Annotated in this window: 22 protein-coding genes; 16 read left to right on the forward strand and 6 right to left on the reverse strand. The window is 60.2% G+C overall.

Annotated elements, in window-relative coordinates:
• From QD409_RS23475 to QD409_RS23485, 3 genes are all read left to right on the forward strand, one after another.
• On the forward strand, nucleotides 1-529 hold a 529-nt coding region (locus QD409_RS23475; RefSeq protein ID WP_430763799.1), incomplete at its 5' end, for a hypothetical protein.
• A 601-nt stretch (nucleotides 530-1,130) separates the two neighbouring features.
• Nucleotides 1,131-2,018, forward strand: coding sequence for a glycosyltransferase family 2 protein (locus QD409_RS23480; protein ID WP_092853611.1), 888 nt, complete (start codon nucleotides 1,131-1,133; stop codon nucleotides 2,016-2,018).
• Between the two features lie 144 nt (nucleotides 2,019-2,162).
• Complete coding sequence (locus QD409_RS23485) at nucleotides 2,163-2,624, forward strand: cupin domain-containing protein (RefSeq protein WP_430763800.1); 462 nt, start codon at nucleotides 2,163-2,165, stop codon at nucleotides 2,622-2,624.
• Between the two features lie 76 nt (nucleotides 2,625-2,700).
• Here QD409_RS23485 and QD409_RS23490 read toward each other — a convergent pair whose 3' ends face one another.
• Nucleotides 2,701-3,696 carry a LysR family transcriptional regulator gene (locus tag QD409_RS23490; protein WP_430763801.1) on the reverse strand — a complete coding sequence of 332 codons (996 nt, stop codon included), beginning with the start codon at nucleotides 3,694-3,696 and terminating at the stop codon, nucleotides 2,701-2,703.
• 221 nt (nucleotides 3,697-3,917) lie between these two features.
• Here QD409_RS23490 and QD409_RS23495 point away from each other — a divergent pair, with 221 nt between their 5' ends.
• Nucleotides 3,918-5,318, forward strand: coding sequence for an MFS transporter (locus QD409_RS23495; RefSeq protein WP_430763802.1), 1,401 nt, complete (start codon nucleotides 3,918-3,920; stop codon nucleotides 5,316-5,318).
• A 32-nt stretch (nucleotides 5,319-5,350) separates the two neighbouring features.
• On the opposite strand, the gene QD409_RS23500 is transcribed toward QD409_RS23495, so the two are convergent.
• Together QD409_RS23500 and QD409_RS23505 are read right to left on the reverse strand one after the other, a co-directional pair.
• Nucleotides 5,351-6,622 (reverse strand): RNA polymerase sigma factor, encoded by a 1,272-nt coding sequence (locus QD409_RS23500; protein WP_430763803.1) that lies wholly within the window; start codon nucleotides 6,620-6,622, stop codon nucleotides 5,351-5,353.
• Nucleotides 6,623-6,653: 31 nt separating this feature from the next.
• Nucleotides 6,654-7,046 carry a YciI family protein gene (locus QD409_RS23505; protein ID WP_430763804.1) on the reverse strand — a complete coding sequence of 131 codons (393 nt, stop codon included), beginning with the start codon at nucleotides 7,044-7,046 and terminating at the stop codon, nucleotides 6,654-6,656.
• Between the two features lie 372 nt (nucleotides 7,047-7,418).
• Here QD409_RS23505 and QD409_RS23510 point away from each other — a divergent pair, with 372 nt between their 5' ends.
• Together QD409_RS23510 and QD409_RS23515 are read left to right on the forward strand one after the other, a co-directional pair.
• On the forward strand, nucleotides 7,419-7,796 hold the full coding sequence (locus tag QD409_RS23510) for a VOC family protein (RefSeq protein WP_092853597.1): 378 nt from the start codon (nucleotides 7,419-7,421) through the stop codon (nucleotides 7,794-7,796).
• 401 nt (nucleotides 7,797-8,197) lie between these two features.
• Complete coding sequence (locus QD409_RS23515) at nucleotides 8,198-9,859, forward strand: phosphoethanolamine transferase (protein ID WP_430763805.1); 1,662 nt, start codon at nucleotides 8,198-8,200, stop codon at nucleotides 9,857-9,859.
• A 59-nt stretch (nucleotides 9,860-9,918) separates the two neighbouring features.
• On the opposite strand, the gene QD409_RS23520 is transcribed toward QD409_RS23515, so the two are convergent.
• Nucleotides 9,919-10,296 (reverse strand): cupin domain-containing protein, encoded by a 378-nt coding sequence (locus QD409_RS23520; RefSeq protein WP_092853595.1) that lies wholly within the window; start codon nucleotides 10,294-10,296, stop codon nucleotides 9,919-9,921.
• Between the two features lie 217 nt (nucleotides 10,297-10,513).
• On the opposite strand from QD409_RS23520, the gene QD409_RS23525 reads away from it, so the two are divergent.
• The 6 genes from QD409_RS23525 to QD409_RS23550 all read left to right on the forward strand — a co-directional run bounded on the left by QD409_RS23525 (nucleotide 10,514) and on the right by QD409_RS23550 (nucleotide 14,525).
• Nucleotides 10,514-11,551 carry an LLM class flavin-dependent oxidoreductase gene (locus QD409_RS23525; RefSeq protein WP_092853593.1) on the forward strand — a complete coding sequence of 346 codons (1,038 nt, stop codon included), beginning with the start codon at nucleotides 10,514-10,516 and terminating at the stop codon, nucleotides 11,549-11,551.
• 152 nt (nucleotides 11,552-11,703) lie between these two features.
• Nucleotides 11,704-12,603 (forward strand): MurR/RpiR family transcriptional regulator, encoded by a 900-nt coding sequence (locus QD409_RS23530; protein ID WP_092853591.1) that lies wholly within the window; start codon nucleotides 11,704-11,706, stop codon nucleotides 12,601-12,603.
• Between the two features lie 121 nt (nucleotides 12,604-12,724).
• Nucleotides 12,725-13,480: a COG4280 domain-containing protein gene (locus tag QD409_RS23535; protein WP_092853589.1), complete on the forward strand. Its 756-nt coding sequence runs from the start codon at nucleotides 12,725-12,727 to the stop codon at nucleotides 13,478-13,480.
• On the forward strand, nucleotides 13,477-13,683 hold the full coding sequence (locus QD409_RS23540) for a hypothetical protein (protein WP_092853586.1): 207 nt from the start codon (nucleotides 13,477-13,479) through the stop codon (nucleotides 13,681-13,683). The genes QD409_RS23535 and QD409_RS23540 overlap by 4 nt, the downstream gene beginning before the upstream one ends.
• 69 nt (nucleotides 13,684-13,752) lie before the next feature.
• Nucleotides 13,753-14,334 carry a histidine phosphatase family protein gene (locus QD409_RS23545; protein ID WP_092853584.1) on the forward strand — a complete coding sequence of 194 codons (582 nt, stop codon included), beginning with the start codon at nucleotides 13,753-13,755 and terminating at the stop codon, nucleotides 14,332-14,334.
• A 59-nt stretch (nucleotides 14,335-14,393) separates the two neighbouring features.
• Complete coding sequence (locus QD409_RS23550) at nucleotides 14,394-14,525, forward strand: MucR family transcriptional regulator (protein WP_245298110.1); 132 nt, start codon at nucleotides 14,394-14,396, stop codon at nucleotides 14,523-14,525.
• Here the strand turns inward: QD409_RS23550 and QD409_RS23555 are convergent.
• Entirely contained in the window at nucleotides 14,515-15,936 is a 1,422-nt protein-coding gene (locus tag QD409_RS23555; RefSeq protein WP_092853582.1) for a PLP-dependent aminotransferase family protein, read from the reverse strand. The genes QD409_RS23550 and QD409_RS23555 overlap by 11 nt on opposite strands.
• Nucleotides 15,937-16,030: 94 nt before the next feature.
• On the opposite strand from QD409_RS23555, the gene QD409_RS23560 reads away from it, so the two are divergent.
• Both QD409_RS23560 and QD409_RS23565 read left to right on the forward strand, forming a co-directional pair.
• Nucleotides 16,031-16,714, forward strand: coding sequence for a pyridoxamine 5'-phosphate oxidase family protein (locus QD409_RS23560; protein WP_430763806.1), 684 nt, complete (start codon nucleotides 16,031-16,033; stop codon nucleotides 16,712-16,714).
• A 29-nt stretch (nucleotides 16,715-16,743) separates the two neighbouring features.
• Nucleotides 16,744-17,406 carry a GNAT family N-acetyltransferase gene (locus QD409_RS23565; protein WP_092853578.1) on the forward strand — a complete coding sequence of 221 codons (663 nt, stop codon included), beginning with the start codon at nucleotides 16,744-16,746 and terminating at the stop codon, nucleotides 17,404-17,406.
• Between the two features lie 26 nt (nucleotides 17,407-17,432).
• Here QD409_RS23565 and aac(6') read toward each other — a convergent pair whose 3' ends face one another.
• Nucleotides 17,433-17,879, reverse strand: a complete 447-nt coding sequence (gene aac(6'), locus QD409_RS23570) for an aminoglycoside 6'-N-acetyltransferase (protein ID WP_167668047.1) — start codon at nucleotides 17,877-17,879, stop codon at nucleotides 17,433-17,435.
• 130 nt (nucleotides 17,880-18,009) lie between these two features.
• On the opposite strand from aac(6'), the gene QD409_RS23575 reads away from it, so the two are divergent.
• Together QD409_RS23575 and QD409_RS23580 are read left to right on the forward strand one after the other, a co-directional pair.
• Nucleotides 18,010-18,996 (forward strand): sterol desaturase family protein, encoded by a 987-nt coding sequence (locus tag QD409_RS23575; protein WP_092853577.1) that lies wholly within the window; start codon nucleotides 18,010-18,012, stop codon nucleotides 18,994-18,996.
• Between the two features lie 226 nt (nucleotides 18,997-19,222).
• Entirely contained in the window at nucleotides 19,223-22,546 is a 3,324-nt protein-coding gene (locus QD409_RS23580) for a thiamine pyrophosphate-dependent enzyme (RefSeq protein WP_092853575.1), read from the forward strand.
• Nucleotides 22,547-22,695: the final 149 nt, after the last annotated feature.

Here is a 22,695-nt window from a genome sequence, read left to right on the forward strand (position 1 = left end):
CGAGTTCGAACTGAGCTGCCGTCTGCAACAGCATCTCGAGACCCAGTTAGTCGAGGCTGTGGGCTTTCCGATGGTTAAGATTGAGGTCCCCGGCACGCTTGAACCGGTCGTCATCCAAAACGAAGCGGACATCGAATATTGGCTAGAAGGTCCGGACAACGAGGAGGCCCGCGACAGGGCCAAGGAGGAGCTATCGGTACAACTCCGTCGTTGGAGCGCCGCAGACAAGGTCATGGGGTACACAAGAGCCCGGGAAGCCGAGCGCGTGGCCGCCGATCGTGAGCTCGCCTTGGCGGCGGAGTTATGGGATATGCCCGCACAGTCCATCGAAGGGATGATCGCCAAGCTGCAGGTTGTTCTGACACTGGGAATAGCATCGCCTGAAAGTGACGAATTTCCCTGGCCGCCACTGCGTTCGGTAATGAACGATCTCATTGAAATGGTCAAATCGCTGTCTGAGCTCGCGACCTCGGACAAAGCACAAACTCCAATACTCGAGGTGGCAGCTGTAAGAGCTCGTCAACGGTGACCCGAAGCCGCCTGACACAATACCGTTCCAAGCGGAGCCGATACCAACCAACGCGTTGGCGTCAACGTGCAGCGAAATTCGCGCTTCGGTTTTCGCGGAACGGCAGCGGTGATTTTGCCCCTTAGCTAACGGACAGCTTTCGGCCTCCATCAGTCATCTTAATGTCATCAGCTTAGGCGGCGGCATCACGTTTATCGCGAGACCGAACATATTGAGAGCTTGGCGGGTTGGGTGCGCTATTGCGCCGGGTGGTATATCGCGGGCAACTGAGGTGAATATATCCGAAAATACAATCTTTACGAGAAAATAGACGGCGGCATTGAGCTGATGTGGAAGCCTTAGCAATACTTCGATCCGGCGCCGCTTTACCGCGCGATACCGATCGTTTTTACCATAGCGCGTGAATCTAGCTCCAACTTTCTTCGAAATATACTATGACGATTGCCATCGAGGGCGAGCCGCCATTAAGATCGATAGGCAGCAATCCTGTAAAAGGCACATGAAGCAACTTTACTCAGGTTATTCATGATTTTATTAGAAATTTCGATGAAACTGATATTTGTAAGAATGCGCCCCTATTTATTCATCCACTGGACTTGTAATGGCACTGCGAAACTCTGAAATTTTGTTATCCATAGTTATCGCAACTCTTGGCCGAACCCACGAAATCGAAAGGCTGCTGAAGTCATTGGCAGCCCAGAAAGTGAATAATTTCGAGATTATCGTTGTCGATCAGAACAATGATGATCGATTGGGCCCTATTCTGGAAGTCTGGTCCGATAAATTGCCCATCACGAGAAAGCGCGCCGAAAGCCGCGGGGTGTGCCGCGCGCGCAATCTTGGTGCTACTTTTGCGAGTGGCGAGTGGCTTCTCTTCCCCGATGACGACTGCTGGTATCCAGAGGATTTCGTCTCCCAATTCGACACGTTGAGGGCAGTTCATCCGAGCGACTTCTACAGCGGCCGTCCCGTTGATCTCGAAGGCAATACGATCATGGGCACCTTCGAAAAGGCCCCCACTCTTGTGGATCGCAAGACCGTCTGGACGACGCTCATCGAATGGGCAATCGTCATCAGGAGGAGCTCATTCGAAGAAGTGGAGGGCTTCGCTGGAGAAATCGGCCCCGGCGCGGGCACCCGCTGGGGCGGCTACGAGGTTCAAGACATCGCCTTGAAACTGCTGAAAGCCGGGTATCAGGGCTATTACGTTCCTACGCTTGTCGGTCATCATCCGGAGGATCTCAGCGATCGCGCCTCGCCGGGCAGTGTTGCAAAGATACGCGCCTACAGCGTCGGCATGGGCTATGTGATGCGCAAGCATGACTATAGCCTTCAGTTTTTCCTTCCCCATCTGGTACGGCCGCTGATGGGCGTTGTTGTCTACACGCTGAGCGGCAAACCCGGCCTGGCAAAGCGTTCTCGGGAGATATTTTCCGGCCGCTGGTCCGGGTGGAACAGCGTGCCGGCCTTCAAAACCCACCAGAAGTGAGCCCGGACTTTTCCGACAAAATCGATGCGCGGTGCTGACTGCCAAGGTGAAGCTCGTCGCTGGACGATGCATGGCGACTTTTGCTAGACTTGTCCACAAGCTCAAAACCCATCACATCCCCGGTAAATCGCAGGCAGGTTTCTCATGCCGAAGATCGATGTTGCAGCCGTGCCGAAACTCAAGGGTACGCGCTATCCCGCTCCGTTCAACGATCCCTGTGCCGAGCGCATACGGCAGCGGCTGGGCGATGCCGGCGGCCTCACCGATTTCGGGATCAATCTCATGCGACTTGCGCCGGGCAATTGGTCGAGCCAGCGGCATTGGCATTCCGAGGAGGATGAGTTCGTCTATGTACTGGAAGGCGAGCTGACGCTGGTCGAGGATGAGGGCGAAACAGTGCTGCACGCCGGCGATTGCGCAGCCTTCCCGAAGAATTCGGGCAACGGCCACCAATTGATCAACAGATCCGACACGACGGCTGTCTACCTCGAAGCCGGAACGCGTTCACCGACCGACCTCATCACCTGCTCCGACGTCGACATGATGAGCTCGAGCACCGACGGACGGTTCGTGCACAAAGACGGCATGCCTTATCCTGACGGCTAGAACTTGTCGCGCAATGATACGCTGCAGCTTTGCGACGGCGACATGGGCGAAAGCGGCCGATCGCTCAGCTGGAGGATTACACCGCTTCCGCCAAGACTGGCGGATCGTAGCAGCACGCATCCTTGGAAACGCCCATGCGGCATCCACTCGCCTCGAGCGCTTCCGCAACCACTTCCACGAACAGGCGGCGGAACCACACCGAGCGGCTGTCGGCCTGATCGACACGCCGATAGAGCATCGTCACCGGATCAGCCGGCAGTTCGAACGGCGGCTCGGAAATCGTCAGATCGTGCAGTTGCGCCATGCAGCGGGCAATGGCTTCAGGAACCGTCGCGATGGCCGGAATGGCCCGTAGCGTCGTCGGCAGTGCGGAAAAGCGGGAAACCGTCGCTACGACCTGGCGGCGATGGCCGAGGCGCGCGAGAGCAACGTCGACACCGCTGGATATGGCGCCTTCAAGCGAAACGGTCACATGCGGCGCGGCCGCGAAATGCTTCAGGCTCAGCGGCGTTGCGCATTTCAGATGCCGGGCATCGTAGATGCACAACGACGCTTGCTCGAACAGCGGCGCGCGAACATGCCAGGAGGCAGGTTCGTCATGCACGGAGATACTGAAGTCAAAGGCGCCCTCGTCCAGCAGGCGCACGGCGTCGCGCCGGTCGAACGCCACGCTGATCAACCGGGCATTCGGCGCGAGTTGACGCAGCCGCGCCACCAGCGGCCCGAAGAAGGACGATTCGAGATTGTCGCAGAGGCCGATACGGAACTCACCATGCCAATCCGCGGGATCGAAGGCTGCCGGCGGACGAATGGCACGCTCGATGCCGGACAGCGCATCCTCGATCGCCGGCGCAATGGAAAGCGCCCGCGGTGTCGGTTGCAAACCGCGGCCGACACGCACGAACAACTCATCATCCAGCGTCTCGCGCAACCGGCGTAGCGCCGCGGAAAGGCCCGGCTGGCCGAGCAGCAGACGCTCGGCAGCACGGCTGACATTCCGCTCCTGCATCAGCACGGAAAAGGCGAGCAGCAAGTTGAGATCGATTTTTCGAAGCGTTGCATCATTCATCATCGCCAGTAATACCTGACATGGTTACTATCAATTTGCAATAGGGTTTGAAGATGTACATTTTCTCGTTCCCTGCCGCCTTCAACCTCCCGAGAGACGGCAGCCCGGAGCAATTCCAGGAAAAGCGCGTAGCGGTTTTCCGTCCGGAATTGCGAGTGAACAACGGCATAGGGCCTTCCAGCGCTCCGAGAAGCGGCTGACCGCTCTAGAAAGGAACGATCCCGATGACTTCTTCCCAAACCCGAAGCGGGGCGGGATTGGCGTTGCTGCTGCTATGCGCCGCCAATTTCCTCGACGCCATGGACGTCTCCACCATCGGCGTGGCCCTGCCCGCGATCCAGAAAGAGCTCGGCATGCAGGCGACCTCGCTGCAATGGGCCGTCAGCGCCTATGTGCTCGGCTATGGCGGCTTCCTGCTGCTCGGCGGCCGCGTCGCCGATCTCTTCGGCCACCGCCGCGTCTTTCTCTGGTCGCTCGCTGTCTTTGCCGCCGCCAGCATTGCCGGCGGCTTCGTCGATAGCGCCCCGACCCTGATCGCCGCACGCCTGATCAAGGGCATTGCGGCCGCCTTCACGGCGCCGGCAGCCCTTGCACTGCTGCTCTCCGTCTTCGGAGAAGGCCCGGCCCGCGCCAAGGCGCTCGGCGTATTCTCCTCCACCGGCGCTGCCGGCTTCGTGCTCGGCATGGTGCTCGGTGGCGCAGCAACCATCATCAGCTGGCGGGCGACCCTGGTCATGGGCGCACCCGTTGCCATCCTCGCCCTGATCGTAGCACCTCTGGTCCTGCCCGCCGATCATAAGCGAAGCGGCCCAAGCGCCCGTTTCGACTGGGCCGGTGCCTTGACGATCACCCCTGGCTTGCTGCTCTTCGTCTTCGGCGTCACCAATGCTGCTGCCGATGGCTGGCAGGCCTTCGCAACCTGGGGCTCGCTCCTTGCCGCACTGATCCTGATCCTGCTGTTCCTGTTGGTGGAGTCGCGCCATCGCGATCCGATGGTGCCGCTCGCCATGTTCCGCCGTGCCAAGCTCAGCCATGCCAATGCCATCGCCGCACTGTTCCAGGGCGCCTATGTCGGCTTCCAGTTCATCGCGACACTCTATTACCAGACCGTCGTCGGCTGGTCGGCCTTTGCCACTGGCTTTGCCTTCGCCGTCGGCGGCACCTGCGTGATGTTCCTCGCACCACGCTTTGCGACGATCGGACAGAATCGCGGAACGACGACACTGATGACGTTCGGCGTGGGATTGCAGGCTATCAGCTATCTCTTCTGGGTGCTGTCGGCCGGCCAGATCGATACCATCGTTCTCGTCATCATCTCCCAGCTGCTGCTTGGCGTCGGCTATGCCATGACCTATCCGTCGATCCAGGTCGCTGCCCTGTCTGATGTCAGCGACGATGAAGCCGGCCTGGCTTCCGGCATGCTCTTTGCGTCGTTCCAGATCGGCGGCGGCATCGTCCTGGCGGCAGCATCGGCGGTCTTCAGCGCCGCACCGAGCTTCGGCTGGAATCCCTATATGGCCGGCATCGGTTTCGTAACGATCCTGGCTGCTGCCATCACGCTGCTCGCGGCCGTCGGTCCGCGGTCTTCCGCTGCGAGAACGGCAAATTATCAGGCTGCGGAATAACTCAAAGCAAGATAACCCGCTCGACGGGCGGGTCAATCCTTCTCTGCGCCGGCAGCTTCGTCAGCACGGCGCATCAGGAAATCACGCTCCCTCTGATTTTCAGCAAGCGCGGCAGCCGTTTCGAAAGCTCGCTGCGCTTCGTCGTAGCGACCGAGCTTGTAAAGAAGATCGCCACGAACACTCGGTAGGAGATGATAGTCCTTCAGCGCAGGCTCATCGCGCAGACGCTCGATGATTTCCAATGCCGCCTCGGGGCCGTCGACCATGCCGACGGCCACAGCGCGATTGAGTTCGACAATCGGAGAAGGAATGAGCTTCGCAAGCTCCGCATAGAGTGCGGCGATCCGCCTCCAGTCGGTTTCCTCGGCGGTCCCCACCCTCGCATGACATGCAACGATCGCGGCCTGCAAGGCATAGACCCCGCCGGCACCGTCAAGTTGCTGTACCCGCTTCAAGGCCTGCAAACCACGCTGGATCTGCAGCCGGTCCCAACGGGCGCGATTTTGTTCGAGCAGAAGGATCGGGTTGCCGTCGGCATCCGTCCTCGCCGCAGCACGGGAAGCGTTCAGTTCCATCAAGGCCAGCAGCGCATGCGCCTCGGGCTCCAGCGGAGCCACGGAGGTCAACACTCGGCCCAGCCGCAGCGCCTCATTGCACAATTGCAACCGCAGCCAGTTTTCGCCGCGTGCTGCCGTGTAGCCCTCGTTGAAGATCAGATAAACGACCTCCAGCACCGAGGCCAGGCGTTGCGACAATTCCTCGCCGTGCGGTGTTTCATACGCGAGCCCCGATTCCGACAATGTCTTCTTGGCACGGACGATGCGCTGCGCGATCGTCGCTTCCGACACCAGAAATGCTCTGGCGATTTCCTCCGTCGTCAGACCGCAGATCATCCGCAAGGCCAGCGCCACGCGCGCCTCGCGCGAAATCAGCGGATGGCACGCCGTGAAGATCAGGCGCAGCATTTCATCGCCGATATCGTCATCGAGAGGGGTGTCTAGATCAGGCATGATCTGCTCTTCCTCCTCCATCTCCCGAACGATCAACTCGTGCTTCTGGTCAAGCATCCGGCGACGGCGCAAATGGTCGAGCGCCCGGCGTTTGGCGGTGGTCATAAGCCACGCGCCGGGGCGCTCGGGGATGCCCGTTTCCGGCCATCGTTCCAAGGCGACAATCAGCGCTTCCTGAGTGAGATCTTCGGCCAGCGGCACATCGCGCAGCAATCGCGCCAGACTGGTGATCAGCCGCGGCTGCTCGATCCGCCAGGCGGCCAGGATCGCGCGATGGGTGCCGGCGGTCGTCAAGACCGCCCGCCCCGATGAAGAGCAGGAAGCATCATGCTCGTGCTTCGGCGAGTGGATCGCATACTCCCTCCGCGCCCGGTTCAAAATAGGGACGGACTTCACAGGTACCCTCCCAACCAGGCATGAAGTCCTTGTGCAATTGCATGAACTCGACCGCGAGCGCCACGGCCTCCTCCTTGCTTTGCAGTTCGAAGATCGCATAACCGCCGACGACTTCCTTGGCCTCGACGAAGGGACCGTCGACGACGCTCAACTTGCCATCCTTGATCATGACTCGGGCGCCGGTCGCAAGCGGCATCAGCCCCGCGGTATCGATCATACGGCCGGCCTTGATCTCCCGATCGGCGATCTTGTGGATGGCTTCGGCAAGCTCCGGCGTCGGATGCATGAAATCCTTGGCAGTGACAATAGACATGAAACGCATGGGAAAATTCCTCCGGAAGCGAGACGCCGGCACCATTGCCGCTCAACAAGCCCGCTCATATTGACAACGAAGCAGCCCTCTGGAAATCGACAGTCGTTTCGAAAAATCTGCATGACGACCGAAACGCCGGCAAATCGTACTTCCGGCCCACACAAGTCATCAAGATCGGCAACGCTCAAAACGACCTAGGATGCAGCCGAAAAGCTTGGGTTTGGATGATCCTGCAACTCGCCGCATCGCTTTGTTGACTTCGCATAATCATTGCAAGATGGTGAGGCGAAATTGCACCTGCGGACTTTCAAAAGCCGGCGTCCCCTCAATGGCGCAGCCTCCAGCAAAGCTCTGCAGACAACTCGGCGGGAGCTTGTTTTCATGTTCGACCACATCTCGATCGGCGTCAAAGATCTGGCGCGGGCGCAGACGTTTTACGACGCAGCACTTTTGCCGCTCGGTTATGAACGCCTGAGCAACTTCGATGGCACGATCGGATATGGCGCGGAGCGCCCTCAATTCTGGGTCAGCGAAGTGGAACACCCCGTGCCCGCCGATCGTAGCTCCGGCCTGCACTTCTGCTTCGTCGCCCCCAGCCAGGAAGCCGTCGACGCATTCTACGCCGCCGGCATTGCCAATGGCGGCGAGGACAACGGCAAGCCGGGCATCAGGCCGGACTACAGCCAGTTCTATTACGCGGCATTCGTCATCGATCCCGATGGCTACCGACTGGAAGCCTATTTCAAAACCGGCGAATAGGCGCAAGTCCGGCGCTATCGACCCGTAGCCAAATCGTCGGTCAACGCTCGAAGGCCCGAGATTAACCCGTTAGTTTCCTTGGATAGTTGATCTTTCAGGCGCCTGTCCGACTTTCGCCGTGGACGCAGTCGGATCGTGCCAATCTGATGTTTGTGCAGGATATCGGCTGCCACCTGTTTTTGGATTTCTTCGAAGAATGGCCGGCGCCGCCTATCTCTCGGACGCAGCTCTGGTCTGGTATTTATCGCTAGCGGTTTCGCAGCCGAAGCCCACGTTCGATCATCAATCATTCAGGTAAATGTCAGGAATGACAGCCAAGGTCACCAGCTTTGGCGCTCAAAGCCACGCCCTGCGATAAGGGTCTTCCGGCTCCGCCGATAGCACTGCATCGGAGAAAACGTTTGAACGACGACAATACCTCACCTGGCTGGCGCCTCGTCAAGCCAGCCATCGGCAGTGTCACGCTATGCCTCCTAGCCACGTTTTATGTGCTTCTTGTGACAAACCGGATGTTCTGGACCAAGTCCTATGGCTATTTCACTGCCGAGCCCGCCGCCTATTTCGCCTTTGCAGCCGGCATCTCCGTCGGCATCATGGCGCTCTTCACCTTCTTTTCCGCCAAATACGTCACGAAACCCGTCCTGATCTTCTTCGTCCTGGTGGCATCGGTATCGTCCTGGTTCAACGATCAATTCGGCGTCATCATCGACAAGGAAATGATCCGCAACGCCGCGGTCTCGACAGGGGCTGAAGCCGGGCACCTGATCACGGCACGCTTTGCAACATATGTCGTGCTGACCGGCATTCTGCCCTCCCTACTGATCATCTGGGTGCGTGTCATCCATCGCCCCATCCTCAAGAAGCTCGCTCACAACACCGTCGTCATCCTTGCCTGCTCCGCGGTCTTCGTCGCCGCCGGAACTAGTTTCTACAAAACCTATGCCGGTATCGGGCGCGCTCATCGCGACCTTATGGACACCCTTAACCCCGTAATGCCGGTCGCCAATGCGGTACGTTATGTCATCGACTCCACCAGAGATGCCAATGTTGTTGCAACCCCATTGGGCACGGACGCCCGCAGAGTGGGCATTGTCGACAACGGCAAGCCGCGCGTCACGATCATCGTGGCGGGCGAGACCGCGCGCGCCCAGAATTTTTCGCTCGGCGGTTACGACAAGCCGACAAACCCGGAACTGGCAAAGCGCAATGTCGTCTACTTCCCGAACACCAGCAGCTGTGGGACGGCAACGGCAACGTCGATCCCCTGCCTGTTCTCCGTCTACACGCGCGAGCAATACAGCCATCGCAAGGGGCTGGAGACCGAAAACTTGCTCGACGTGCTGACCCATGCGAAGGTAGACGTGACTTGGCTGGACAACGACACCGGCAGCTACGACGTGGCGGACCGCATTCCATACGCCTATTTGCCGCCCTCGAATGATCCGCGCTTCTGCAAAGACGGCGAATGCAGGGACGAAATCCTCGTCGACAAGGTCGACGGCTGGCTGGACAAAGTAAAGGGGGACAGCGTCCTGGTGCTGCATCAGCTGGGCAGTCACGGCCCTGCCTACTACCAGCGCTATCCGGAGGAGTTCCGCCGCTTCCGCCCCGATTGCCGCTCCAATGATTTCAGCTCCTGCTCACGGGAAGAAATCACCAATGCCTATGACAATACAATCCTTTACACCGATCACATCGTCTCTATCGTCATCGACAAGCTGAAGCAGCGCTCGAACTCGGTATCCGGCGCAGTGCTGTACTTCTCGGACCACGGTGAGTCGCTCGGCGAAAACGGCATCTACCTGCACGGCGCGCCCTATATCATCGCTCCGGTACAGCAGACGCAGGTGCCGATGCTGGTCTGGATGGCCGACGATCTGGCGAAGGTCGCAGGCTACGATATGGCCTGCATGTCGAAGCGCGCCGCTCAAGGCACACATTCGCACGACAATATCTTCCACAGCGTCCTGGGAATGATGGACATATCGACGAAAGTCTATGATCCGGCCCTGGACCTGTTCGCCGCCTGCCGCACGCCATCGAACAAGCTGGCGCTGAACTGAGGAAAGACCTGTGACAATCGGCGGCCGCCGCTCTGCAGCCGCCGGTCTCACAAGTTTGTTCAAAGCCGCTTGGGCTCGCGGATCGTCCGCTCGTTTTCGACATTGCCGGTATTCAGCGTCGTATTACGTTCGAAAAGCACGACTTCACACGTCGGCTCGGCGACCGGGCAATGTTCCACCCCATGCGGAACGATGATGTATTCGCCCGGACCAAGGACGACATCGCCGCCGTTTTCCTCGCGCAGCTTCATACGCAGCGTGCCCTTGACGACGAGGAACAGCTCATCCTCTGCCTCATGATGGTGCCAGTGGAAGGCACCATCCAGCTTGACGAGCTTGATCTGAAAATCGTTGATATCGCCACCGACGCGCGGACTCCAAGTCTCATCGAAGGCTGCAAAGGCTTTGGCAAGATTGACTTTTTTCAGTGCGACCATGTGTTTCCTCGCTTTGATCCAACTGGGCTGATGTCGAAGCTAAAATTGGCGGGCGCGTCGCCAAGCGCAACGCCGGCGCCGCCGAATATCGGCCGGTTGCCATCGGCATATCGAATTCTTCGAAGGTTTCAGCCGAAACTTTCCGGGTAGTTGGCGACCGGGAGCGACACTACATGCTGTCTCAACATCATCATTTCGACACATGACAGGAAAAATCATGACGACAAACAATGTCGAATTCGGACTCGATACGTTCGGCGACGTCACCTTTGACGGCACGGGCACGCCGCTTCCGCATGCGCAGGTCCTCCGCAATGTCGTCGAGGAAGGCGTCCTTGCCGATCAGCTAGGAATAGACTTCTTCGGCATCGGCGAGCACCACCGCGAGGACTTTGCGGTCTCCTCCCCCGAGACGATCCTCGCCGCAATCGCAAGCCGCACATCGAAAATCCATCTTGGATCGGCCGTGACAGTGCTGAGCTCGGATGACCCTATCCGCGTCTTCCAGCGCTTCTCGAGCCTCAACGCCGTTTCGAACGGCCGCGCCGAAGTCATTCTCGGCCGCGGCTCGTTTACGGAGTCCTTTCCGCTGTTCGGTTTCGAGCTGTCGCAGTACGAGCAGCTCTTCGAGGAAAAGCTCGATCTGTTCGCAGCCCTGCTCAAGAACGAGCCGGTGAACTGGCAGGGCAGCATCCGCCCCCCGCTGCGCAATCAGAAGGTCTTCCCGACCATCGAGAGCGGCCAGCTGAAGACCTGGATTGGCGTCGGCGGCAGCCCGGAATCGGTCGTGCGCGCCGCTCATTACGATCTCCCGCTGATGCTGGCGATCATCGGCGGCAGCCCCTACCGCTTCCAGCCTTATGTCGACCTCTATCACCGCGCCTTCGAGCAGCTCGGCAAGCCCGTACGGCCGATCGGCATCCACTCGCCCGGCTACATCGCCGAAACGGACGAACAGGCGCGCGAGGAGCTGTGGCCCTGCTTCAAGGCAATGCGCGACCGCATCGGCCGCGAGCGTGGCTGGCCGCCCATGACGCGCGCGGAATTCGACAACGAGATCGAAAAGGGTTCACTCTATGTCGGCTCCCCTGAAACGGTCGCCGCCAAGCTCGCCCCGGTCATCAAGACGCTCGGCATCGATCGCTTCCAGCTGAAGTACAGCGCCGGTGCGCTCGGCCATGACAAGATGTTGCGCTGTATCGAACTCTATGGCCAGAAGGTGATCCCGGCGGTGCGCGCTGCACTAGCGGCATAATCCCGGCCGGATATCCCTCCTCGCCTCTTCATCGGATCAACGGGCGCTTCGTTTCACAGCGAGACGCCCGTTGCTTTTTTTGTTGTCATTTTCCCGAAGTAAATGCTACGGATAATAAAACTGTAGCAATCACTACGGCATAAAAATATCCGATGAAAGAAAAGACGCAAAAGCCTCACACTTTCGACGATCGTGTTTTCGGCGTCCTCGAAACGCTCGCGCCGGCGGAGCAACGCATCGCCCGTTTCATTGTCAATCAGAAACAGTCCGTCTTGCTGAATTCGGCTGCGCAAATCGCGCAAATCGCCGGTACCAGCGATGCAACGGTGGTGCGCACCGCACGCGCCCTCGGCTTCGAAAGCCTGTCGACATTGCGGGCCGCCTTGCTTGCGGAACTGACTGGAACGCCCTCACCCGGAGCAAGGATGGAGCGCACGTTGGCTGAAACGGGCAGCCAGGCAGGCAATGCACTTCGCCATGTCATCGACATGCATGAGCAGGCATTGGGCGTCCTGCGACATGAGGAATTTGCAGCAAGCTTCGAGCGCTGCGTCGATATTCTGGCGGGTGCGGCCCGGCGCCATGTCTTCGGCATTGGGCCATCGGGCGCCATGGCTGATTATGCTAGCCTGCAGTTCAACCGCATCGGTCTGCCGACAAACGCGCTCTCTGCCTCGGGCATCGCGCTCGCCGATCGCCTGCTCTGGATCGGTGCCGGTGATGTGGTGCTGATGATCGCCTATGCGCCGCTCTACCGTGAAGTCGAGGTGCTGCTCGAGCATGCAGGTCGCCGCGGTGTGCCCGTTATCCTGATCAGCGACGACCTTGGCCTGCTAGTTGCCGACAGGGTGGCTGAGGTCCTACCCGTTCCGCGCGGCAATGCCGGCCACCTCGCCATGCATGGCGGCACAATGGTGCTGATCGAAGCGCTGGTCGTTGCGCTTGCGGCAAAGGGTAGAGACGTCGCCATCGACAGCCTTGACCAACTCAGCCAACTTCGCGGCACCATCGATAAGTCATGGAACAAGCGCGGCACGAGGAAGCGCAAGTGAGCGGCAACGACAGTCGCCGGACAGGAATGCTGTCCTTGCAAGCTCATCCGGCACATCAAGAAAATCATCCGCAAAATATCATGCCGATTCAAAGCCCTAACCGTCATTCGGGAATCAGTTCATGAACAACCTCACACCTATTCTGTCCACTGTGACGGCGTCCTTTCTCGGCTCGTTCGTCGAGGTCGTCGAGGCCTTCACCATCGTCCTTGCCGTCGGCGTCACGCGCAGCTGGCGCCCGGCGCTAACAGGCGCAGCGCTTGCCCTCGCCGTGCTGGCGGCGCTCGTCCTCATCTTCGGACCGCTGCTCGCGCTGATACCGATCGAAATACTGCAATTCGTCGTTGGCGTTCTGCTGATCCTCTTCGGCATGCGCTGGCTGCGCAAAGCCATTCTCCGCTCGCTCGGCGTCATCGCCCTCCATGACGAGGACGCGGCCTTCTCGAAGGAGACGGCGGCGTTGCAGGCGCAATCCACGGATCGCCGTGCCGATTATCTCGCCGGCCTCGCCGCCTTCAAGGCGGTGCTGCTCGAAGGTGTCGAAGTGGTCTTCATCGTCATCGCAGTCGGTGGCGCGCACGGCCTGACGCTCTATGCCGGTTTCGGCGCGCTTGCCGCCTTCGTGCTCGTCATGCTGATCGGGCTTCTGGTCCATCGTCCGCTTGCCACCGTGCCGGAAAATACCCTCAAATTCGTCGTCGGCCTGATGCTCACCAGCTTCGGCATCTTCTGGACCGGTGAGGGCATCGGCGCACATTGGCCGGGAGCGGATCTCGCGCTGATTGCCATCTTCGCGATCGTCTCTCTCGCGTCCTACGCCATCATCCGCGGCATGCGCGGCTCCAGCGGCAACCCAACAGCAAAGGCAGCCCAATGAACGTCCTCCGCATCGCCCTGTCCGAGCTTATCGGCATGTTTATCGATGACGGCAGCCTCGCAACGCTCTGCCTCATCCTCATCCTCGTCATTGCCGGCGCGGTGGAGTTTCTCGCCATGCCGCCGCTTGCAGGCGGGCTTCTCTTGCTGATCGGCTGCCTCGCCATCCTGCTCTACAGTGTCCGCCGCGCCGTGAGGCGATGACGCCCCTCGACAGAACTCGTCACGGATGCGAAGAATTCGGCAGTGTCGGCGAAATGGAGAAACGGTCACATGAGCAGCGCTTATCCCGAAGTCTATCTCGTACGGCACGGACAGACGGAGTGGAGCCTTTCCGGCAGGCATACCGGCCGCACCGATATTCCCTTGACCGCTGCCGGCGAGGAGGCTGCCCGCAAGGTCGCTGGACGTCTGCCGGCCATCGATTTCGCCGCCGTCTGGTCGAGCCCGTCGCAGCGTGCGCAAAACACCTGCGCGCTGGCCGGCTTCGGCAATCGGCGCGTCGTCAAGGAGGATCTAGCGGAATGGGATTATGGCGCCTATGAGGGCATCACCACCAAGGCGATCCTCGCCGAGCGCCCGGGTTGGCAGGTCTTTCGCGACGGCTGCCCGAATGGCGAGACGGCCGCCGATGTCGGCGCCCGCGCCGACCGGATCATCGGCGAACTTCGCGGCATCGACGGCTCCGTCCTGATCTTCTCCAGCGCCCATTTCCTGCGTGTCTTCGCCGCCCGCTGGGTTGGCTTGCCGGCGGAAGGCGGCGCGCATCTGGTCCTCGATACCACGAGCATCAGTGTCCTCGGCTACGAACATGACTTGACCGAACCGGTGATCCGTCGGTGGAACCAGGTCTGACAGACGCTCAGCGATCCGCAGCATTTCCATGAGCGTTTCGGGCGGCCACAGGCCGCCCGATGTTTTTCAAGAAGCCAGCTTCCAACCACTTTCCACGCCTTGAGGTCTCGCTTGCCAACTTCAACAGGCAGTTCAAGGTGCTGAAAGGCATGACGCCGCGCGAATATAGGGCGATGTTCGTCAGCAGCTGATGGATACCGCAAGCACTCTTGCAATTCTCGCCGCCGCAGCATCCGCCGCCTGAGCTTCCATGCGAGCGATACCGAACAGCAGCCCCGGTCGAGCCGGACCGAGATGCAGCAACGACATCGCGCGCAAGGCGAAGCCGTGAGCGTTAACGGCACGCATGCCGGCAACGTCATCGACCTCCTCGTCGCGGAACCAGCCTGCCAGCTGCAGCCCGCCCCCGCCCTCGCCGACCCGAAGCCACGCACCGCAATGACGATTGAGAGCGGAAACGACCGCCGCCATACGCTCAGCATAGACGCCATTCATCCGACGCAGATGCGCACGAAACCGGCCTTCCCGGATGAAATCGGCCAGAGCGGCCTGGATATGGACCGGCACGATCACCCCTCGCAGCCGCTGTGCTTTCTCGACGGAGGCGACCAGCCTGGAAGGCACCACGGCATAGGCGATCCGCAGACCGGGTGCGAGGGTTTTCGAGAACGTCCCGAGATAAGCCACCACCTCGCCACGATCGATCCCCTGCAGCGCGGCAATCGGACGGGAGGCATATTGGAATTCGCTGTCGTAATCGTCCTCAAGCACGATGGCGCCCTTGGTGCGGGCAAATTCGAGCAACGCAAGGCGCCGCGACAGGCTCATGGTCGCACCAGTCGGGTATTGATGCGAGGGGGTGACGTAGATCAGCCGGGGCGGCGGCCCCGCTGCGCGCGAAATATCGATCCCCTCCGCATCGCACGGCACCGGCACAAGCGTGGCGCCGGCCATGCGGAACAATGCGTGTGCAGTGGCATAGCCCGGATCCTCGATCCAGATGACGCCATCATTTGGATGGTCTGCCCAGAGCAAGACGCTGGCGAGCAGATTGATCGCAGCACCCGTCGATGGAACGATCAGCACCTGTTCAGGCCGGGCGATCACGCCGCGGGTCGCCGCGATATGATCGAGGATCGCTTCCCGCAATTCGCGAATGCCGCCGTGGGCGGAATAACCGAGATCATGCACCCGAAGCGAACGAGCGCGAGCGCCCAGGCATCGCGCCCAGGCGGCATGAGGGAAAGCGGCCACATCGGGAACGCCGGGCTCGAACAAACCGCCGCTTGCGAACTCAATTGCCTGGGGCAGGTTGGGTTTCAGCGTCTCGGATTGCCCCAGCAACGGCGATGAGAAAGCCGCGACCCGGGTTGCCGCACCCGTGGTCGATTGCAGATAGCCCTCCGCCTTCAGGCGATCATAGGCATTGACGACGGTCGAGCGCGCAACGCCGAGCGATATGGCTAATCCGCGCGTCGAAGGTACGCGTTGGCCTGCCGGCATCTGCCCGTGCAGGATACGGTCACGCATGACACGGTAAACTTGGCCTTCCAGATCGCCCGAAACCCGGTCAAGTGCCGGCCATTGCGCTACGGATGTCATGAGACTCCAACTGGTCTGCTCAAAATCAAAAAACTGGCTGTTTATAACCTACCTCTTTGTTGGCAGAGATCAACGATCAATCGATGAGGACGACATGGCCGACCAATACCCGCCACCAACAGAGGATTACCCCACCACCGAGCGCAGCCGCGTGCGGCGCAGCCCGAAACGCGGCACTCATGGCCGCGCGGACGTTCACGCGATTCTAGATGCCTCCCCCCTCTGTCATGTCGGCTATGTCATCAACGGCGCGCCCTATGTGACGCCCACGCTGCACTGGCGCGAAGGCGAGTATGTTTACTGGCACGGCTCGTCCGCCAGTCGCTTCCTGCGCGCTGCCGAGGACATGCCGGTCTGCCTGACCTGCAGCATCATGGACGGCTACGTGCTTGCCCGTTCCGCCTTCAATCATTCGGTCAACTATCGCTCGGCCATGGTCTTCGGCACGGCGCGCCTAGTCGATGATCCCGACGAAAAGAACCATGCCTTGCGCCAACTCATCGAAGATCTGTTTCCCGGACGCTGGGACAACCTGCGGCCAATGACCGCGCAAGAGGTGAAGGCGACATCCGTCCTGCGAATGAAAATCGACGAGGCCACGGCCAAGGTCCGCAACGCCCCGCCGGGCGATATCGATGAGGCGGATTACCCGGTCTGGGCCGGTGTCCTGCCGATAAGGAGCCATCTGGCATCGGCGGAAACCGCACCCGGCATGCCCGACAATATTGAGCTACCGCAAGCGCTCGCGGACCTGATAGCATCAGGCCGAATTCGCTGATCTGCATTCGAAGACCAAAGGACGTTGATATGGATCTTGCCAACTGGAGTGGCGTGCCTCGCCCCGAACGAACCATCCTTGACGGTCGCTATGCCCGGATTGAGCCACTCGATCCTGCGCGCCATGGCGCCGAGCTGTTTGCCTCAGCCCAGGCTCCCGGCGCCGACAATCGTTTCCGCTATCTCTTCGAAGACGCCCCCGCCGACTACGCCGCGTTTTCTCCCTGGCTCGAGAAAGCATCCTCCAGCACCGATCCCCTGTTCTTCGCAACGATCGACAAGCGAACCGGTCGCGTCGAAGGCCGTCAGGCATTGATGCGCATCGACAACACGCATGGCGTCATCGAGATCGGCAGCATCCTCTGGGGGCCGGCGATCGCCCGCAGCCGGGTAACGACCGAGACGCTCTATCTGTTTGCATCCTACGTCTTCGACACGCTCGGATACCGTCGCTTCGAATGGAAGTGCCACAATCTCAACGAACCCTCCAAGCGTGCAGCCGAGCGCTTCGGTTTCACCTTCGAAGGCATTTTCCGCCAGCACATGGTCGCCAAGGGCCGAAACCGCGACACCGCCTGGTTTGCGATGATCGATGCCGACTGGCCCAAGCTGAAAGCCGGTTATGAGCGCTGGCTGAGCCCTGAGAATTTTGACGAAGCCGGGCAACAGAAGACCAAGCTGACGTTTGGATAGACCAGCCCTTTCGACTGCAATTTTTGCTACAGAGACTTGCGAAAATAAACGACGCGCTCGGTTTCGACGAAGCCGAGCGCTACGTGGAAAGTGTGGCTCTCAAGATTGTCGATCAAAGCATCGGACGCAAATTCCGTGCATCCGGCGGCCCGTCCCCATACGGCAACGGCCTCGCATAACGCCTGTGCCGCGCCCTGCCCGCGACTTTCTCTGCGAACATAAATACCCTCGAGAAATAGGACAGGCGAGGTTTCGCAGCCATTGACGTAATCGTGCCGCAATGCCGCTTCAGCAAAACCAATAGCATGGTCTGCCGCATCGATCGCCACGAACCCAATACTGCCCTCAGCGGAACCAAGCCGTTCAAGCTCGGAACGGTGATGCTCGACCGAACCATCGGGCCAAAGCTCAGCGCGCAACCGCGCCCACGCATCCCAATATTCGGATCCAGCTTTCTCTATCCGCACGCCCATACCTTCCCAAGGTTTTGCCGGCCGTCAGTGAGGGTGGAAAAATTTCACTTTCGACTCCACAATCATCACGCTACATATCGCGCTTGCTCACGCGAAAATTATTCGATGGTCAGTATCTGAGGATGATGGCATGACATTTCAAAGCAGTTCGCGTCTTTACGCTGCTGTTTCAGCCCTGTTGTGGCCGGCAATCTTCTGCGCTGGATTGACCGGCGCCTATTTCGCCTTCGAATCGAACATGCACCTCCTCTGGTTCAATGTCGTCTATCTCTCGACGGTAGCGGTGATCGCGCTCTTCGAGCGGCTAATGCCCTATGAGAAAACCTGGCTGAAGCGCGATGGCGAGACATTCAACGATGTCGCCCATACGCTGCTGACCAAGGGGGGCGTACAGATCGCCGCCGCCATCGGCACGTCCTTTCCCATGGCAGTGGCGACGGTGGCGCAGCCGATGCTGAGCTACCATTCTCGCTTCTGGCCGGACCAGTGGCCGATGATCTTCCAGGTGGCGCTCGGCCTCATCATCGCCGAATTCGGCCTCTACATGGCGCATCGCCTCGCCCATGAGCATCTGTCGCTATGGCGCTTCCATGCGCTGCATCACAGCGTCGAACGCCTATGGGTCATCAATACCGGCCGTTTCCATGTCATCGATACGCTGTTCAAGATCGCGCTCGGCCAAATCCCGCTCTATCTGCTCGGCGCCCCGCTGCCCGTCTTCCTCTGGATCGGTGCGGTGACGGCCTTCATCGGTCTGCTCACGCACTGCAATGTCGACATGCGCACCGGGCCGCTCGACTGGATCTTCTCGACGCCGCGGCTGCATCGCTGGCATCATTCCAAGGTGCTTGCCGAGGGCAACACCAATTATGGCGAAAATCTCGTGATCTGGGATCAGCTGCTCGGCACCTTCCATAATCCGGCGCGCCCCTCCTCCACGGATATCGGCATCACCGGCAAAGTCGCCAAAGGCTTCCTCGCCCAGCTCACCCAGCCCTTCTCGAAGAAGGGCCGCAAGGAGATCATCGGCAAGAAGCCGAAGGAACTGATCCTTAAGGAAGAACAGGCCACGGCGGCAAGGCGGAGCAGCAACGCCACCATCCGCAAATCAGGCTAGAACCGCTTTCGAAAAATCGCTATCCGCCCGGCACCCCGACGGATGCGTTTATCGAGGTACGCCCTGTGGATAGAAACATTCCGAAAAACTTCGACCCGAGAAGGCACGTAATTCCGTTTCAAACCGGGAAGATATTGTCATCTAACGTGTATTGAAAAAGCCCCCCTAGGGGATTACCTAGGTCCACGCGATTTATTAGCAATGAAAGATTAGGAAAATCATTGAGATGGAAGGGAGGTTCAGCACAGAATACCTCAAGCAACTTCATAGAATATTTTTCATTTCCAGAGAAATAGACCGGCTTGAACGAGAATTCATCAAGCAAGGAATAGCACATTTTCACGTTTCCGGCGCCGGGCATGAGTCGACGGCGCTGCTCAACGAATTCCTCCAGGATAATGACTGGCTGCATCTGCACTATCGCGACAAGGCCCTGATGCTGGCCCGCGGCATGCCAATCCGCGAATTTTTCTCAAGCCTGCTCGCGACTGCCAATTCTCATTCCGCCGGCCGGCAGATGAGCGCGCATCTTTCCTCTCGCGCTCTCAACATCACTTCGATCGTTGGCCCGGTCGGTAACAATGCATTGCACGCAGCCGGCGTCGGCGCGGCGCTGAAGCACCGGCACGGCAAGCCGATCGCCATCTGCTGCGTCGGCGATGGTACGACACAGCAGGGCGAGTTCGTTGAAGCTGTCGCCGAAGCCGTGCGCGGCCAGTATCCCGTCGTCTTCGTCATCGAGGACAACAGCTTCTCGATCTCGACGCGCACGAGCAAGCAGACCTTCTTCGACTTGCCAGACGGCCCGGCTTCCTCATTCTATGGCGTCGACATTATTCGCACCGACGGCGACGACCTGACGGCCTCGCGTGAAGCCTTCCGCAAGGCCGTTCGCTACAGCCGCGACAGCCGCGCGCCAAGCATCGTGCTTCTCAACGTCGAGCGCCTGTCTGATCACACCAATGCCGATGATCAAAAGACCTATCGTACGACGCTGGAAATCGAAGCGAGTTCCTCGCGCGATCCGCTGCCCAACTTGCGGGCCATGCTGCAGAACGCAGGCGTCGGCGCCGCTGCGCTTGAGAAAATCGAGCGTGAGCTGACAGCCGAGGTGCAGGCCGAGGCCGCCCTTGCGCGCAAGGAGGATGCTCCCAAGGTCGAGCCGGAAGCCAAGGCTCCCTACCCCACTTCTTTCAGCCAATCGGCGGAATATCGCGGCAACGAACGCGAAGCGACGCTCACGATGCGCGAGGCGCTGAACGATGTGCTCGAGCGGCAGCTCGCCGCCAATCCCGAGGTCGTATTGTTCGGCCAGGATATCGAAGACCCGAAGGGCGATGTCTTCGGCGTCACCCGCGGCCTCAGCACCAGATATCCCGACCGCGTGCGCAATGCGGCCCTCAGCGAATCCACCATCGTCGGCACCGCCGTCGGCCGTGCGCTCGCCGGCCAGCGGCCGGTCGCCTTCCTGCAATTCGCCGATTTCCTCCCTCTCGCCTATAACCAGATCGTTTCGGAGATGGGCAGCATGTTCTGGCGCACCAATGGCGCCTGGGAAGCTCCGGTCATCCTTATGGTGAGCTGCGGCGGCTACAAGCCGGGCCTTGGTCCCTTCCATGCCCAGAGCTTCGAGAGCATGCTCGCGCACACGCCCGGCATCGACGTCGTCATGCCCTCCAGCGCCGGCGATGCGGCCGGTCTGCTCAATGCCGCCTTCCAATCGCGGCGCCCCACCGTCTTCATGTATCCCAAGGCGGTGCTTAACAATTCGGACGGGCGTACTTCGACCGACCTCGACAAGCATTTCGTCCATCCCGGACTGTCGCGCCACGTTACCCGCGGCCGCGACCTGACGCTGGTCAGCTACGGCAACACGGTCTCGCTATGCGCCAATGCCGCCAAGGCCTTCGAAGCCCAGGGCTTCTCGGTCGAAGTGATCGACCTCCGCTCGATTTCGCCCTGGGACGAAAAGGAAGTGCTGGCAAGCGCGAGGCGCACCCGCCGCCTGATCGTCGTCCATGAGGACAACCGCACCGTCGGCATGGGCGCTGAGATCATCGCCACTGTTACCGAGAAGACAGACGTACCGGTTGTCGTTCGCAGGCTTGCTCGCTCGGATGCACACGTTCCCTTCAATTTCCGCAACCAGCTCGAGACATTGCCGTCCTACAGCAAGCTAGTCGACCTGATGGCCGAAGTTCTCGAATGCGAGGTCACCTGGCACGAAGAGGACGACAGCGGCCCGACCGCAGCCATCAAGGCGATCGGCTCCGGCCCCGCCGATGAAAACGTGCTGGTCACTGACGTGCTGGTCAAGCCGGGCGATACGATTGAGGTCGGCCAGCTCGTCGCCGTCGTCGAAGCGACGAAGGCTTCGGTGGAGATCTGCGCCAATATCGGCGGTGTCGTGCAGGAAGTCTTCGCCAAGGTCGGCGATCAGATCGCCACCGACAGCCCGCTTCTGACCGTCGACGCCAATCGCGAGACGAGCGAACGGAATTTCGCTCTTGCTTCGGAAGTGCAGAACAAATTCGTGCTGCGCCGCCTGAAGTCGCACACGATTCCGGCGTTGCGCCGCCATTCCGGCAGTTTCTCGGAGATCGCCGTCCACGGCATTGGCTTTGCGACCGGTGGCCGCCGCGTCACCAACGACGAGATTATCCATCATTGGCCGAGCCGGCGCGCCGACGAGATCTTCGCCTTAACCGGCATCAAGAGTCGCTTCTGGGTCGGCCCCGACGAAGGCACGCTGAGCCTTGCCACGAAAGCCACGCGCGACCTGCTACAGCAGAATCAGATCTCGATCCACGATATCGATCTGGTAATCGCCGCCACCGGAACGCCTGACATCGCCACACCGTCGCTGGCAAGCCGTGTCGCGGTTGCCGTCGCCGAAGATGGTGTGCGCCCCTCGCTTGCCGCCTACGACATGGGTGCGGCCTGCTCCGGCTATCTCTACGCATTGCAGCAGGCCTATGATTTCATCGCGCAGCAGAACGACGCCAAGGTGCTCATCATCACCTCGGAAGTATTGTCGCCGCTGCTCGATATGAAGGATTTCTCCACGGCAATCCTCTTTGGCGACGCCGCCACGGCCAGCCTCGTGACCAGCCGCGACATGGCGCGCAACCCGCTCTTTACCGCGAACCGCCCGATCGTCAGCGGCCGGCCGGAACCGGGCGATCTGCTCTACGTTCCGCTGCCGGACGATGGCGTCATCGCCATGAACGGCCGCACGGTCTTCACCGAAGCGGTACATTCGATGACCCGCTCGATCGAGAATGCCTGCGTCGATGCCGGCATCGAGCTTGCCAATATCGATCTGCTCGTGCCGCATCAGGCCAACCAGCGTATCATCGACACCATTGCCAAGCGCAGCGGTCGCCCAGCACTCAGCGTCATCGAGACCTATGGCAACACCAGCTCTTCGAGCATCCCGCTCGCCATGCTGCATGTCGCCAAAGAACACTCCGAGCCGCTCAATCTTGGCCTCGTCGCTTTCGGCGGCGGCATGACCGCCGGCGCAGCGATCGTGCGAACGGTGAAATAACCAACAGACCAGCGACCTTAATCGGACAGATGTTTCGCGCCCCTCCCGGGCGCGCGGCATCGCTCGAATATGGCCGCAATCCAGCGGCGATTCCCACATAAGCGGGAAGACGATCTCGGTCGCGATCACGCATAGGCAGCACGAAGCAT

This window comes from Rhizobium sp. BR 315 (assembly GCF_050577975.1).
GTDB lineage: Bacteria > Pseudomonadota > Alphaproteobacteria > Rhizobiales > Rhizobiaceae > Rhizobium > Rhizobium miluonense.

Bases quoted from the DNA above. Each gene is read 5' to 3' on its own strand.
- QD409_RS23480 (WP_092853611.1), top strand. From the start codon at position 1,131: ATGGCACTGCGAAACTCTGAAATTTTGTTATCCATAGTTATCGCAACT.
- QD409_RS23485 (WP_430763800.1), top strand. From the start codon at position 2,163: ATGCCGAAGATCGATGTTGCAGCCGTGCCGAAACTCAAGGGTACGCGC.
- QD409_RS23490 (WP_430763801.1), bottom strand. From the start codon at position 3,696: ATGATGAATGATGCAACGCTTCGAAAAATCGATCTCAACTTGCTGCTC.
- QD409_RS23495 (WP_430763802.1), top strand. From the start codon at position 3,918: ATGACTTCTTCCCAAACCCGAAGCGGGGCGGGATTGGCGTTGCTGCTG.
- QD409_RS23505 (WP_430763804.1), bottom strand. From the start codon at position 7,046: ATGCGTTTCATGTCTATTGTCACTGCCAAGGATTTCATGCATCCGACG.
- QD409_RS23510 (WP_092853597.1), top strand. From the start codon at position 7,419: ATGTTCGACCACATCTCGATCGGCGTCAAAGATCTGGCGCGGGCGCAG.
- QD409_RS23520 (WP_092853595.1), bottom strand. From the start codon at position 10,296: ATGGTCGCACTGAAAAAAGTCAATCTTGCCAAAGCCTTTGCAGCCTTC.
- QD409_RS23525 (WP_092853593.1), top strand. From the start codon at position 10,514: ATGACGACAAACAATGTCGAATTCGGACTCGATACGTTCGGCGACGTC.
- QD409_RS23530 (WP_092853591.1), top strand. From the start codon at position 11,704: ATGAAAGAAAAGACGCAAAAGCCTCACACTTTCGACGATCGTGTTTTC.
- QD409_RS23535 (WP_092853589.1), top strand. From the start codon at position 12,725: ATGAACAACCTCACACCTATTCTGTCCACTGTGACGGCGTCCTTTCTC.
- QD409_RS23540 (WP_092853586.1), top strand. From the start codon at position 13,477: ATGAACGTCCTCCGCATCGCCCTGTCCGAGCTTATCGGCATGTTTATC.
- QD409_RS23545 (WP_092853584.1), top strand. From the start codon at position 13,753: ATGAGCAGCGCTTATCCCGAAGTCTATCTCGTACGGCACGGACAGACG.
- QD409_RS23550 (WP_245298110.1), top strand. From the start codon at position 14,394: ATGTTTTTCAAGAAGCCAGCTTCCAACCACTTTCCACGCCTTGAGGTC.
- QD409_RS23555 (WP_092853582.1), bottom strand. From the start codon at position 15,936: ATGACATCCGTAGCGCAATGGCCGGCACTTGACCGGGTTTCGGGCGAT.
- QD409_RS23560 (WP_430763806.1), top strand. From the start codon at position 16,031: ATGGCCGACCAATACCCGCCACCAACAGAGGATTACCCCACCACCGAG.
- QD409_RS23565 (WP_092853578.1), top strand. From the start codon at position 16,744: ATGGATCTTGCCAACTGGAGTGGCGTGCCTCGCCCCGAACGAACCATC.
- QD409_RS23575 (WP_092853577.1), top strand. From the start codon at position 18,010: ATGACATTTCAAAGCAGTTCGCGTCTTTACGCTGCTGTTTCAGCCCTG.
- QD409_RS23580 (WP_092853575.1), top strand. From the start codon at position 19,223: ATGGAAGGGAGGTTCAGCACAGAATACCTCAAGCAACTTCATAGAATA.